General features: G+C 66.3%; 11 protein-coding genes and 1 other annotated feature. Of the genes, 3 read left to right on the top strand and 8 right to left on the bottom strand.

The genetic code is table 11. The features are described 5' to 3' along the window. Positions 1–318: 318 nt before the first annotated feature. From HZ321_RS16920 to HZ321_RS16900, 5 genes are all read right to left on the bottom strand, one after another. On the bottom strand, positions 319–1,617 hold the full coding sequence (locus HZ321_RS16920; RefSeq protein WP_181703577.1) for a methyl-accepting chemotaxis protein: 1,299 nt from the start codon (positions 1,615–1,617) through the stop codon (positions 319–321). Beyond that, positions 1,592–2,116, bottom strand: coding sequence for a PAS domain-containing protein (locus HZ321_RS16915; protein WP_181703576.1), 525 nt, complete (start codon positions 2,114–2,116; stop codon positions 1,592–1,594). Before HZ321_RS16915 ends, HZ321_RS16920 begins: the two co-directional genes overlap by 26 nt. A gap of 466 nt (positions 2,117–2,582) precedes the next feature. After that, positions 2,583–5,102 (bottom strand): protein translocase subunit SecD, encoded by a 2,520-nt coding sequence (gene secD / locus HZ321_RS16910; RefSeq protein WP_181703575.1) that lies wholly within the window; start codon positions 5,100–5,102, stop codon positions 2,583–2,585. A 78-nt stretch (positions 5,103–5,180) separates the two neighbouring features. Next, positions 5,181–5,594 carry a hypothetical protein gene (locus HZ321_RS16905; protein WP_181703574.1) on the bottom strand — a complete coding sequence of 138 codons (414 nt, stop codon included), beginning with the start codon at positions 5,592–5,594 and terminating at the stop codon, positions 5,181–5,183. 12 nt (positions 5,595–5,606) lie between these two features. After that, entirely contained in the window at positions 5,607–7,493 is a 1,887-nt protein-coding gene (locus HZ321_RS16900) for a cation:proton antiporter domain-containing protein (protein ID WP_181703573.1), read from the bottom strand. Between the two features lie 77 nt (positions 7,494–7,570). Here HZ321_RS16900 and HZ321_RS16895 point away from each other — a divergent pair, with 77 nt between their 5' ends. The 3 genes from HZ321_RS16895 (at position 7,571) to HZ321_RS16885 (ending at position 9,825) form a co-directional block, all read left to right on the top strand. Next, positions 7,571–7,843, top strand: coding sequence for a helix-turn-helix transcriptional regulator (locus HZ321_RS16895; protein ID WP_181703572.1), 273 nt, complete (start codon positions 7,571–7,573; stop codon positions 7,841–7,843). A gap of 194 nt (positions 7,844–8,037) precedes the next feature. Beyond that, a complete protein-coding gene (locus tag HZ321_RS16890) occupies positions 8,038–8,379 on the top strand; it encodes a hypothetical protein (protein ID WP_181703571.1) in 342 nt (113 codons plus the stop codon). A 112-nt stretch (positions 8,380–8,491) separates the two neighbouring features. Further along, positions 8,492–8,548 (top strand) — a sequence feature (sul1 is cis-regulatory element that is thought to sense ions involved in sulfur or methionine metabolism; They are found in Alphaproteobacteria). A gap of 293 nt (positions 8,549–8,841) precedes the next feature. Then, on the top strand, positions 8,842–9,825 hold the full coding sequence (locus HZ321_RS16885) for a sulfotransferase (protein WP_181703570.1): 984 nt from the start codon (positions 8,842–8,844) through the stop codon (positions 9,823–9,825). Here the strand turns inward: HZ321_RS16885 and HZ321_RS16880 are convergent. Genes HZ321_RS16880 through HZ321_RS16870 form a run of 3 tightly spaced genes read right to left on the bottom strand, consistent with a single transcriptional unit; the run spans position 9,822 to position 12,441 of the window. Beyond that, positions 9,822–10,463, bottom strand: a complete 642-nt coding sequence (locus HZ321_RS16880; protein WP_181703569.1) for a DAK2 domain-containing protein — start codon at positions 10,461–10,463, stop codon at positions 9,822–9,824. The two genes, HZ321_RS16885 and HZ321_RS16880, sit on opposite strands and share 4 nt — an antisense overlap. Before the next feature lie 2 nt (positions 10,464–10,465). Further along, positions 10,466–11,464, bottom strand: coding sequence for a dihydroxyacetone kinase subunit DhaK (dhaK, locus tag HZ321_RS16875; RefSeq protein WP_181703568.1), 999 nt, complete (start codon positions 11,462–11,464; stop codon positions 10,466–10,468). After that, entirely contained in the window at positions 11,461–12,441 is a 981-nt protein-coding gene (locus HZ321_RS16870; RefSeq protein ID WP_181703567.1) for an ABC transporter permease, read from the bottom strand. Before HZ321_RS16870 ends, dhaK begins: the two co-directional genes overlap by 4 nt. Between the last annotated feature and the right edge of the window lie 88 nt (positions 12,442–12,529).

Raw genomic sequence — 12,529 nt, 5'->3', positions numbered from 1 at the left:
AACGGGCAGAGCGCGGATGTCGGCAGTGTCGGCCACGATCGGCAGCGGGGGTGTTCGTTCTTGCGCGGGCAGGAACAGCTGAAACATCCGCCTTGCTGCCATCCGGCCGGTGTCACCGGTGCTCTGCCGTCAAGACGTTCTGCGATGATGCATGCGCGCTGGCGATCGGCAGATACTTGCGTTCCTCGACCCGGCCGCTTCGATCAGGGGCCGCATGTATCGTCGCTCCGGGGCAAGGATCGCGCCAGAGCGATACGGGAGGCAAGCCTTCGGCCGTGTTCGCACGTCGCTCGCCTCCAGTACGGCGGAGCGGGCCGCCTACGCCGCTTTCATGCGATCAAGGAAGTTGTCGATCTGGCCACTCAGGAGTTGAGCGTTGCGTGACAGCTCCGCCGCGGCTTCCAAGACCTGACCTGCGGCACCACCGGTTTCTATCGCGGCGGCGCTGACGCCGACGACGCTCTGCGTGACTTCGTCTGCGCCTTGCGCAGCCTCACTGGCGTTCCGGGAGATCTCCCGCGTCGTCGCCCCCTGTTGTTCGACAGCGGCGGCGATGGCGGCCGCGATCTGGTCGACACCCTGGATCGTGTCGCTGATGGCACCGATCTCAGCCGCCGCCTTGCGTGTCTCCGCCTGGATCGAGGCGATCTGCGCCCGGATCTCGTCGGTCGCACTGGCGGTCTGACCAGCAAGACTCTTGACCTCGCTCGCAACGACGGCGAAACCTCGTCCGGCCTCCCCCGCCCTCGCCGCTTCGATGGTGGCGTTGAGCGCGAGCAGATTCGTCTGTTCGGCGATCGACGTGATGAGCTGCACCACGTCGCCGATCCGCTCCGCAGCCGCCGCGAGCCTGCCCACAAGATCATTGGTGCGGCGCGCCTGTTCCACAGCAGACTGCGTGACACCTGACGAATCGTTCACGCGCCGCGAGATCTCGTCCACCGACGCTGCGAGTTGTTCCGCGGCCGCGGCAACGGACTGCACGTTTGCAGTGGTTTGTGTCGACGCGCTTGCTGCCGAGGTGGCCAGGGTCTCGCTCCGTTTGGCGAAGGACGCGAACGAACCGGCGCTGGCCTCCATCTCTGCGGCAGCGGCCGAGACGCTGCCCATCACGCTGCGGACGTTCTCCTCGGCAAACCGCGCGAACGCGACGGTGCGCTCGTCGATCGTGTGGGTGGCGGCATTGAGGGTTCGAGCCGCATTGGCGTAGGCGCCCGGCATGCCGCGCAACATGACCTTTCGGAAGTACTTGCCCGCAGCCACCGCTGCCATCGATCCGGCGGCTTCCCTCACAAACGCATCCGACACATCGAGGACGCGATTGACCGAGCCCTGAAGTCGTCCGACCGGCCCCGGTTGGATCGCATCGAGAACGCGGGCCTCCAGGTCGCCTTGGCTCGCTGCCTCGCAGACCGAGGCCACCCGATCGAGAAGACCCTCCAGCATCGCCGTAAAGTACATCCCCGCTCCAAGGACAGCGGCGGCGAGTGCGAAGATCGAAAGCTCCACCACGACAGGCAGCAAATCGATGACGCGCAGGACGAACAGCAAGAACAGCAGGATACCCGCAGAGAGGATCGCCAGTCTGGACTTAAAGAGATAGGACGAACTCATCATAGCCGAGCCCTTTGTCACGGAGGATGGTGTCGAGCAGGAAGCGAGAGGAATGCAGCCCGTCCTTCCGCTTCGTCGGTCGGCGCTCCTCCTCGAGGAGTGCGGCATAGAGGGGTTTGATGGCAGCAACCTGCGGCCCGTCCGGTTTCCGACGGTTCGAGTGGTAGCCCACGACGTTGCCGGCGCCGTCGAAGCTCGGCGTCACGTGGGCAAGCACCCAGTAGTGGTCGCCGTTGGACGCCAGATTGACGACATAGGCAAAGATCTCGCAGCGAGCCTCGATCTTCTCCCACAGGAGCTGAAAGATGGCCCGGGGCATGTCCGGGTGCCGAATGATGTTGTGAGGCTTGCCGATCACGTCGTTCGAATTGAACCGCGACACGCGCAGGAAAACGTCGTTGGCATAAGTCAGACGGCCTTTCATGTCCGTCTTCGTCACTATGAACTCGTTCTCGAAGAAGGGGCTCTCCCGTCCCGTCGGCGATGGTGCCTGTGTCGACATGCGTGCTGCTGTGCTCCGTTGCAGGGGCAGCAACTCCGGAATGCAAACGACCGCTGCTGAAGGAGCAGCGGTCGCCTTCCACGTTGAACCATGCTCAATACATGGCAGTCGTGAGATCCCGGATAAGCCCCCCTCTCCGGTTCCAGATCTGTCTACCCCGATTTCACGAGTAATACGAGAAGGGGCAACTGCTGATCGAATACTTTGAAGCTATCCAACACAAAAAAGTATGTCATCCTGACATTTTCTTCGGAAAAGTAATTTCATAATGCACGAGGAGCAAATATAACAACGTTAACTATTAGGGAGTTGGATTGGATTGATCATCCGATGTCCCATTCCAGGAGGAGATCGAAGAATCTGTACGGTAAAGTTCGAACGGAACTACCCACGACTACGGATCGCCGGCATGAACGTGCCGGCCGAATTCAGGCGCCGGCCGGCACGTCGACGCTCGGGTGCGGCCTCAGGCCGGGGCGCTCCCTTCGATCCGGTTCGCCATGCCTGCCGCCCGCCGCCGGCGCCAATCGCCGAGGAACAGGAGGATCGGCGCGGCGATGAAGACCGATGAGGACGCGGCGATGACGATGCCGAAGATCATCGGCACGGCGAAGCTCTCCACCGCGCTACCACCCCAGATCGCCATCGGCAGCAGCGACAGGAAGGCCGTCACCGAGGTGTAGAGGCTGCGCGCGAGCGTCTCGTTGATCGAGAGATCGATGATCTCGCGCAGCGGCATCGCCTTGTAGAGGCGCATGTTCTCCCGCATCCGGTCATACACCACGACCTTGTCGTTGACGGAATAGCCGACCAGCGTCAGCAGGGCGGCGATGGCGGTCAGGTTGAAGTCGAGGCCGGTCAGCGCGAAGAAGCCGACCGTCTTGGTGACGTCCAGGATCAACGTAGCGATTGCCCCGACTGCAAAGGGCCATTCGAACCGGACCCAGATGTAGACCAGCATCGCCAGGCTGGCGAACACGACGGAAAGCAGGCCGGCCGTGGCCAATTCGCCTGAAACCTTCGGTCCGACGACCTCCGTCCGTTCCACCTCGGCGGTCGGGTCGATCGCTCGCACCTCCGCTTTCAGCGTCTCCACGGCGGCGGTCTGCGCCACCTCTCCGCCCGGCTGGCGCTCCACCCGGACCAGCACGTGGCGGGCGTCGCCGAACTCCTGAAGCGCGACCTCTCCAAGGCCGAGATCGTCGAGCCCGGAGCGGAAAGCGGCGAGGTCAGCCGGCCCTTCGGTGACCACCTCCATCTGGATGCCGCCGCGGAAGTCGACGCCGTAGTTGAGGCCGGGCGTCACGAACAGAACGATCGAGGCCGCCGACAGGAAGGCCGAGAAGCCGATGCCGAAGAACCGCGCCTTCATGAAGTTGATGCGCGTGCCGTCCGGAATGAGCCGAACGGGCAGCAGCGGCCGGATGTTCAGCGTCTTCAGCTTGAAACGGCGCACGATGGCCAGCATCGCAACGCGCACGATCGAGACCGCGGTGAACATCGAGATCGCGATGCCGAGGCCCATGGTCACTGCGAAGCCGCGCACCGGGCCCGAGCCGAACCAGAACAGCAGCACCGAGGCGATCAGCGCCGTGACGTTGCCGTCGACGATGGTGGCGAAGGCGCGCTTGAAGCCGGCGTCCAGGGCCGCGATCGCGCTGCGTCCCTTGCGCGTCTCCTCCCGGATGCGCTCGTTGATCAGGACGTTGGCGTCGACGGCGAGACCGATGCCGAGCACGATGCCCGCGATGCCCGGCAGCGTCAGCGTCGCCCCCAGCAGCGACAGGCCGGCGAAGGTGAGGATCACGTTGAGGCCGAGCGCCAGGTTGGCCAGCAGCCCCCACGCGCCGTAGAGAACCACCATGAACCCGACCACCAGGCCGAAGCCGATCAGGCCGGTGGTGACGCCCATGGCAATCGCGTCCGCACCCAGATCGGCGCCCACCGTGCGCTCCTCGATGACGGTGAGCTTGGCCGGCAGGGCACCCGCGCGCAGCAGCGCGGCGAGATCGGTGGCGCTCTCCACGGAGAAGTTACCGGAGATCTGACCCGATCCGCCGGTGATCGGCTCGCGGATCACCGGCGCCGAGAGCACCTTGGCGTCGAGCACGATGGCAAAGGGCTTGCCGACGTTGGCGCGTGTGATCTCCGCGAACCGCGCGGCGCCCGCCGTGTCGAAGCGGAACGACACGATCGGTTCGTTGGTGTTCGGATCGAAGCCGACCCGGGCGTCGGTCAGCCGGTCGCCGTTGAGCTCGATGCGGTCGTCGACCGGGTAGCTGCGGCCCTCGTCGTCGCGCAGCATCGTCACGCCCGGCGGCACCGCTCCGTCTACGGCGCTCTCCGACAGAAGGTGGAAGCTCATCTTGGCGGTCGAGCCGAGGAGGTCGCGGATACGCGCCGGGTCTTGAACGCCCGGCAGCTGGACGAGGATCCTGTCGGCGCCGACGCGCTGAATGGTCGGTTCGGCGACGCCCACCTGGTCGATGCGCTGACGGATGATCTCCAGGCTTTGCTCGACGGCCGCGCTCGTCCGATCGGAAAGGCCGGCTTGCGTCAGACCGATGGTGATGGTGCCACCCTCCCCTGCGAACGCCAGGTCCGGGGTGCCGGAGATGCCGACGGTCGTCGCCAGGCCGTTGAGCGCGGTGAGAGCGGCCGCTCGGTCGGCCGGGTTGCCGAGGCGAACGACGAGCCCGCTGTCGGAGCGCCTGATCGTCGTGTCGGCGATGCCAGCGTCACGGAGCGCGCGCCGGGCGTCCTGCGTCAGGGTCTGCAGGCGCTCCCGTGCGAGGTCGGCCCCGTCGACCTCCAGGACGAGATGGGAGCCGCCGCGCAGGTCGAGGCCGAGCGAGACCTTGTCCCGCGGGAGCCAGGACGGGAGCGAGTCGAGGGTGGACTGTGAGAGAATGTTCGGCAGGGCGGTCAGGATGCCGAGCGCGACGATGACCACGTAGGTGGCCACCAACCAGGGAGAGGTCTTCATGGGAATGTCCGTGCCTGCGCCGACAGCGTCGAGCCGTTCGGCATCGAAGCGGGGGCGCGCCTTGATCAGGGATGAGGATCAGGCCGGCACGGTGGGAGGCGCTCGCGGCGGGTGGGCGCGGGAAAGGGAGACCGCCCGGGGCGTCGTAGGCCGCCGGACGACGACCTCGCCGGAACGGTCGACCGTCGGGAGGCCGGCGGCGCGCGCGGGCCCGAGGGCCGGCGGGGACGGCGGCGACGGTACCCGCGGATCCGGTCGGTCGACTGTGGCGACGGCCCGAGGACCCTCGCGGCCGGCCAGGTGCTGCCAGCCTTGCGCGCCCTGGACGCCTGCTTGCGCCGATCCGATCCGGAAGTCCGGTGCAGGCGCCCCAAGCAGAAAGCCGATGTAGGCGAAGACGAGAGCGACAACCGTCGCGGTCGCGCGCGACCGGGCGCCGACGGATGCCGGCGTCTGGTCGATCCCGCTGCCTCGAAGGTTCGCGAACGTCATCCTTGATGCCTATCAGACCGGAGCGCCCGCCGTCGACCCCGCGCTCGCCTCCGCGGCAACCGGGAGGTCCGGCTGACGCCGCACACGATCCAGCATGCCGCGGGCGATCTCCCGCTCGCCCATGATCACGACGTCCGCCCCCAGCCCCGTGAGGTGATCGACCTCCGCGTCGGAGTGCGCGCGCCCGATGATCAGAATGCCGGGATTGGCCTTGCGGGCCTGTTCGACCACCTGACCAGCCTCGAAGGACTCCGGGATCGCGACCAGGATGCAACGGGCGGCCGCAAGGTTGGCGAGGGCGAGGACGTCGGCCGCCGCGGCGTTGCCGACGATCACCTCGATGCCAGCCGCCTGCAGGGCGTCGACACGCTGGTCGGCATCCTCAATCACCACCAGCGGCGCGCCATCGGCAGTCAGTGCGCTGCCGATCAGGCTTCCGACCCGGCCGTAGCCGACCAGCACCGTATGCCCGGTGAGCGAGGTCGGACGGATGTCCTCGACCTCGCCGGCTGCCTCCGGGACATCCGCCCGTCCTGCAGCATCGGGCCCCGAGCGGGCGGCCTCGATTTCCGGCGCAGCAGCGGCGGGTCCGTTTCCGGCCGGCGGGGCGGTCACCCGTGTCTCGGCCGCCGGTTCGGTTGCGGCGCGGGGCGGCTGGCGGATGACGCGGGTCTCAAGCCCCGGCTTGACCGTTTCGGCCAGCCAGAAGATCAGCGGGTTGAGGATGATCGAGATGATGGCGCCGGCCAGGATCAGGTTCCGGCCCTCCTCCGGCAGCAGGTTCAGCCCCACCCCGAGTTCGGCGAGGATGAAGGAGAACTCGCCGATTTGCGCCAGGCTGGCCGAGATCGTCAGCGCCGTGCCGGTGCTGCGGCGAAACGCCAAGACGATCAGGAAGGCCGCGATCGATTTGCCGACCACGATGATGGCGACGGTGGCAAGCAACGGCCCCGGGCTCTCCATGAGGATCGCCGGATTGAACAGCATGCCGACCGAGACGAAGAACAGCACGGCGAAGGCGTCGCGCAGCGGCAGGCTCTCCTGCGCGGCTCGATGGCTGAGCTCGCTCTCCGACAGGATCATGCCGGCGAAGAACGCGCCGAGCGCGAGCGAGACGCCGAACAGCTTGGCGGCCCCGAAGGCCACCCCCAGCGCGATCGCCAGCACGCCGAGGCGGAACAGCTCGCGGCTTCCAGAGTGCGCGATCCGGTGCAGGATCCAGGGGATCACGCGCCGGCCGACCACCAGCATGAGACCGACAAAGGCGGCCACCTTCAGCAGGGTCACGCCGATGATCCCGGTCAGGCCGAGATCCACGCCGAGGAGTTGCCCCAAGGTCGCCACCATGGGATCGCCGCCGCCGTGGCCGCCGTCGCTGACGCTGGCCGCAGCCGGGATCAGCACGAGCGCCAGGACCATCGCAAGGTCCTCCACGATCAGCCACCCTACCGCGATCTTGCCGCGTTCGGTATCGACCAGCCGCCGCTCCTGGAGCGCCTTCAGGAGGACCACCGTGGAGGCGACGGAGAGTGCCAGGCCGAATACGAGACCCCCGCCCGTTGTCCATCCCATCGCCCAGCCGAGGGCCCAGCCGAGCAGCGTGGCGAAGCCGATCTGGGCCAGCGCGCCGGGCACCGCGATGAAGCGGACGGACATCAGGTCCTTCAGGGAGAAATGCAGCCCGACACCGAACATGAGCAGGATGACGCCGATCTCGGCGAGTTCGGGCGCAAGACTTTGATCGGCCACGAAACCGGGCGTGTAAGGTCCTACCAGGATGCCGGCGACGAGATAGCCGACCAGCGGTGGCAGACGAAACCGATTGGCGATGGCACCGAAGATGAAAGCCAGCACGAGGCCCGCGACGATCGTAGAGATCAGGGGTGTGTCGTGCGGCATGAGCTGTCCTCGGTCTGGATTTCTTGCTGGAAAGCACCATATTGGGGTGATACCAACCAATATGGTTGACATGCACTATGGTTCAAGACGTTAGAAACCGCAGTTTGACACCGGCATTCTGTCGAGGCGCGCGTGGCCTGCTGGACTGGTCGCAAGCCGACCTCGCGGAACGGGCCCAGGTCTCCCGCAGCACGATCAAGGATTTCGAAGTCGGCGCGCATGAACTCCATCGCGCCACGGAAGCGCAGGTTCTGCGCGCCTTCGAAGAGGCGGGGGTGTCGATCATCCAGGTGGAAGGGCTGGGAACCGCTCTGCTCTCCCGCGATCAGCCGCCGAACGCGGTCGACTAGACGGCGGCATCACCCGGCCGGCGCGACGTTGCCTCGTTCATCTCCGGTTCCGGACGCGCGGCAGGCGGTCCTGGCGAACCGCAATCAGGCTTCCAGCTGCTTTCCGATACGAAGTTTGCAGAATAGGGAATATGTCCCTAGCCCCGACTCCACGCCTCTCGCTAAGCTCGTCGAATCCGGCGGCGAGGAGCGCGATGGGCAAGCTGGCAAGTCTGCTGGTCGTCTTGACGACGATGGTCACCGCGGCCGCAGCCCAGGAACCGGCGGTCGCCGAACTCGTCAGCGCCTTCGCCAACGGCAAGCCGTTCCAGGCGAAGACCTTCTCCGGCCTGGTCGCGACCTTCATCCTGCTGCCCGACGGGACCGCGCTGCTTTCGGCGCCGGACAAGGCGTGGAAAGGCCGCTGGGCAGTGCGCGCCGAGGCGTTCTGCCTTCGCTGGGAGGAACAGGCGGAGAAGTGCTTCGTCGCGGAGATCGACGGGCGAGTCGCCACGATCTTCCATGACGGCGAACCCGTCGGGACGTGGACTCGATAACCGGCTGAGGCAGCGGCCGGACATCCGATCCGGGAGGTTGGCAAGCGACCGGCACGATGTCGTCGCCCAACTGTTGCCGTTTAGCATGCGAATATGTATCTTTACCTAATCGCATGGAGCCCGGGGCAGAGCCGGGTGGCTATTCCGGCCGCCAATCCGCCGGACAACCGTACCGACGCCATGAACCGCTCATTTTTGCGGCAGCGGTGTCGGGACTGCGCGTTCAACGTCTGAGGCGGGCAACCTTCGCGGCCGGAGCCCGTTCGTCATTGGAGCATTTTCAGGTCCGTCCGCTCGCATCCAGCGGGAACGGAGCGGCGGACTCGTGCATGAGGATACTATGGTCATAGGCACGTGCGTCGAGACGATCGAAAGAGCCGGGTGCATTCAACCCTTCGTTTTGAGCAGACAGTCCGTTCGTTTTGCTTGGTTTAGGGCCGGATTTCGCCCCTCCGAAAGCGTATGCGCGCGGCTTGGAAGCCGCTGCATGACAAGAAAGCGTTGTTTGCCGACGAGGCCCGAAAAATGATCGGGCTGAGAGACCGAAGAGGCCCTGTCCTGGTCACGGGGTCGCATAGATCCGGTACGACCTGGGTCGGCTCCGTGCTGAGTTCCGCGCCAGCCACGAGACTGGTGTTCGAGCCGTTCAACATCCATTTGAGGAACGAGCAGCGAAACTTCGACCCGCGTCACTGGTACCTCTATCTCCACGAGGACTCCGATCCGGCCTACCGCGCCAGTATCGCCTCGACGATCAAGGATTACCCCTACTGGCAGGAAGCGGTGCTTCTCCGTCCGGGGCTGAAGCCTCTCGCCAAGTATGCTCTCCGGAGATCCAAGTACGTTCTTCGGCGCTCCAGCCGCGTGATCTACAAGGACCCGCTGGCCTTCTTCTCCGCCGAATGGCTCGCCGCCCATTTCGGCATGCGACCCGTGGTGATGATCAGGCATCCCCGCGCCTTCGTGTCGAGCTTGCTCGTCAAGGGTTGGAACTTCGACTTCACCAATCTCTCGTCACAACCGAAGTTGATGGAAACTCTCGCACCCTTCCGGGAGCAAATCGCAGCCTACGCGAGACGACAACCTGACATCGTCGACCAGGGAATTCTGTTGTGGAACTGCATTTACCACCGCGCGGATGTCTACCGGGAGAAGCACCCCGACTGGGTTTTCGCGCGGCATGAGGACCTGTCGCGGGATCCGGTGAGCGGCTTCAGGGCCCTCTTCAAGGCTGTGGACCTCCACTTCGGTCCGAAGCAGGCCCGGTTCGTCGAGCAGGTGAGCGGTTCCCACAATCCAAGCGATCAGGACGGTTTCGGCGTGCGCCTGGACAGCCGGAAGAACCTCGACAACTGGAAGAAGCGGCTGACGAACGAACAGATCGACAGGATCGACCGGGGTACCGAAACGGTCTGCGCGAGGTTCTACGAGCCGTGTGAGGCCTAAGGGCTCGCCCGGTCCGACCTCGACAGAGCTTCCAGGATCACAACCATTGCCGCACAGCCGGGATCGACCGCGCCTTCGGTCCGTTCTCCGACCCAGCCGGCGCGACCGATCCTGTTCCGGAGCGGCGTGACGGCGTCGAGCCCCTGGCGTGCCGCCTCGAGCATCCGCTGCCCGGCATCGGCAAGCGAAGCGCCCTCCCCGATCGCCGCCTCGAAGGCCAGCGCCGCCGGATGCAACGCGTCGACGACGGTCTTGTCGCCCGGCTTCGCCTTGCCGCGTTCCTGGATGCCCTGGTCGGCGGCGAGCAGCATCGCGACAAGGTCGGCGCTGGTCAGCGTCGCCTTGCCGCTCGCCGCCTTGCCCGCGCGCATCAGCGCCGTGGCGAGCAACGTGCCCATGGTCGAAGAGGCGACACGGTTGACCGCCATGCCGCCCTGCGCGACGAACTTGCCGAGGTCTTCGCCCGGATCCCCGTCGGCATGCGCGGCGATCGCCTGCCCCGCCTTGCCGGCCGTGATGCCGAGGTCGCCGTCCCCGACGGCCTGGTCCAGTTCGGTCAGCCGGTCTCGCGCGGCTTCCAGCGCCGCCCCGACCCGCCGCATCGCCGCTGCAACGGCGGCTGCATCGATCTCGCTCATGGTCAAACCTGCACGAAGAACGGCGAGCGCGCGGGCGCGTCGAGGAGGTCGGCCAATTCGTCGTCGAGCCGCAGGATCGTGAAGGACGCGCCAGCCATCTCCATGCTGGTCGCGTACTCCCCGACATAGGCCCGATGCACGCGGATGTTCCTCTCGGCGAGCAGGTCGTGGACGGTACGGTAGAGGATGTAGAGTTCCTCCGGCGGCGTAGCGCCGAGACCGTTGACCATGACCGCCACCCGATCGCCGGCGGCGGGCTTCAGATCGTCCAGGATTGCCGTCAGCATGCGCGTGGCAATCTCGTCGGCGGTCTGCAGCGTCTCGCGCTTCATGCCGGGCTCGCCGTGGATACCCATGCCGATTTCCATCTCGTTGTCGCCGATGGTGAAGGTCGGCCGGCCGGCGAGCGGAACCGTGCAGGGCGACAGCGCGACGCCCATGGTGCGGAGATTGGCGAGCGTCTTCTCCGCGATCGCGGCAACCTCGTCGAGCGAGCCGCCCTTCTCGGCAAGCGCGCCCGCCACCTTGAAGGCGAACACCATGCCCGCGACACCGCGGCGGCGCTCCCACTCGGCCGGCGGCGCAGACGCGACGTCGTCGCGCACCAGCACGGTGCGGACGGGGATGTCGTCCATCTCGGCCATCTCGGCCGCCATGTCGAAGTTCATCACGTCGCCGCCGTAGTTGCCGTAGATGTAGACGACGCCCTTGCCCCCGCTGATCCGCCGCGTGACGGCCAGCATCTGCTCCGCCGAGGGCGAGGAGAACACGTCGCCGACGGCGCAGCCGTCGAGCAGGCCCTTTCCGACATAGCCGAGGAACACCGGCAGATGGCCCGAGCCGCCGCCGGTGGCGAGCGCCACCTTCCCCTGGACCGGTGCGTCGGCGCGCACGATCGCGTGCAGTTCCCCGGCATGGGCGAGCTGATCGGGGTGCGCCTTGAGGAGCCCGTCGAGCATCTCCGGAACGAAGTTCTCGGCCTTGTTCAGGATCTTCTTCATGGATTCCCTCCCTCCCTGGCGGCCGCCCGCGGACGGGTCCGGCCGAATTGAAGTCCGTTGACCACCATCACCAGCAGCAGCAGCGCGCCCCAGATGAACTCCTTCGCGAAGTTGCTGAACTGGAGCATGTTGAAGCCGCTGGACAGGAACTGCAGCGACAGCACGGCGAGCACCAGGCCGCCGACCTTGCCGAACCCGCCGTAGGGATTGATGCCCCCGAGCACGGCGATCAGGATCGAGAGCAGCAGGTAGGACGTGCCGTAATCGGCCTTGGCCGAGTTGGCGCGCGACATCAGCACCACCCCGGCGATCGAGGCGAGCGTGCCGCTGAGGAGATAGGCCCGGACGGTGAGCCCGGTGTTGTCGACGCCCGCGAACCGCGAGGCGAGCGCGTTGGTGCCCATCAGGTAGAGCTTCAGCCCGAAGGCCGTGCGGTTGAGCAGGAACGCCACCGCGACTGCCAGCACCGCGAAGATGACCAGCGGCACCGGGATCCCGTAGATCGAGCCGTTGCCGATCACGCTGAAGGCGGCGGGAAAGCCGAGCACCGCCTGTCCCTCCGTCAGCACGACGGCGATGCCGGTGAAGATCAGGCCGGTGCCGAGCGTCGCCAGGATCGGCGGGATGCCGATCACCGCGATGATCAACCCGTTGACGAGCCCGCCGATCGCACCGATGGCCAGCGCCGTCGCGACGGCGAGTGCGATCACGCCGAACGCGGAGCCGCCGGCGGCGAGGTCCGGGCCGAAGGCGGTGAGCACGAAGGCGGCGAGGATCGCGGAGAGGTTGGCGAGCCCGATCACGGAAAGGTCGATGCCGCCGGTCAGCATGGCAATCATCATCGCAAGCGACAGGATGGCGAACTCCGGGAACTGGAAAGCCATGGAGCTGAAGTTGCCCCAGGTGAAGAACAGCCCGGGCTTCAGGAGGCTCATCACCACGAAGATGGCGATGGTGATCGCAAGTAGCCGCGCCATCGTCGGATCGCCCCGGAACGGCGATGCGAGGCGGGACGCTGTTGGATCTGCGGTCGTTGAGGGATTGGGCGTCTGCATGGGTGGCGTG

Source organism: Chthonobacter albigriseus, assembly GCF_013839445.1.
GTDB lineage: Bacteria > Pseudomonadota > Alphaproteobacteria > Rhizobiales > Pleomorphomonadaceae > Chthonobacter > Chthonobacter albigriseus.
This window is presented reverse-complemented; position numbering and strand designations above follow the sequence as displayed.

What these genes read in the sequence shown, in the direction of transcription:
- HZ321_RS16920 (WP_181703577.1), bottom strand. Translation starts at nt 1,617, where the DNA reads ATGATGAGTTCGTCCTATCTCTTTAAGTCCAGACTGGCGATCCTCTCT.
- HZ321_RS16915 (WP_181703576.1), bottom strand. Translation starts at nt 2,116, where the DNA reads ATGTCGACACAGGCACCATCGCCGACGGGACGGGAGAGCCCCTTCTTC.
- secD (WP_181703575.1), bottom strand. Translation starts at nt 5,102, where the DNA reads ATGAAGACCTCTCCCTGGTTGGTGGCCACCTACGTGGTCATCGTCGCG.
- HZ321_RS16905 (WP_181703574.1), bottom strand. Translation starts at nt 5,594, where the DNA reads ATGACGTTCGCGAACCTTCGAGGCAGCGGGATCGACCAGACGCCGGCA.
- HZ321_RS16900 (WP_181703573.1), bottom strand. Translation starts at nt 7,493, where the DNA reads ATGCCGCACGACACACCCCTGATCTCTACGATCGTCGCGGGCCTCGTG.
- HZ321_RS16895 (WP_181703572.1), top strand. Translation starts at nt 7,571, where the DNA reads ATGGTTCAAGACGTTAGAAACCGCAGTTTGACACCGGCATTCTGTCGA.
- HZ321_RS16890 (WP_181703571.1), top strand. Translation starts at nt 8,038, where the DNA reads ATGGGCAAGCTGGCAAGTCTGCTGGTCGTCTTGACGACGATGGTCACC.
- HZ321_RS16885 (WP_181703570.1), top strand. Translation starts at nt 8,842, where the DNA reads ATGCGCGCGGCTTGGAAGCCGCTGCATGACAAGAAAGCGTTGTTTGCC.
- HZ321_RS16880 (WP_181703569.1), bottom strand. Translation starts at nt 10,463, where the DNA reads ATGAGCGAGATCGATGCAGCCGCCGTTGCAGCGGCGATGCGGCGGGTC.
- dhaK (WP_181703568.1), bottom strand. Translation starts at nt 11,464, where the DNA reads ATGAAGAAGATCCTGAACAAGGCCGAGAACTTCGTTCCGGAGATGCTC.
- HZ321_RS16870 (WP_181703567.1), bottom strand. Translation starts at nt 12,441, where the DNA reads ATGGCGCGGCTACTTGCGATCACCATCGCCATCTTCGTGGTGATGAGC.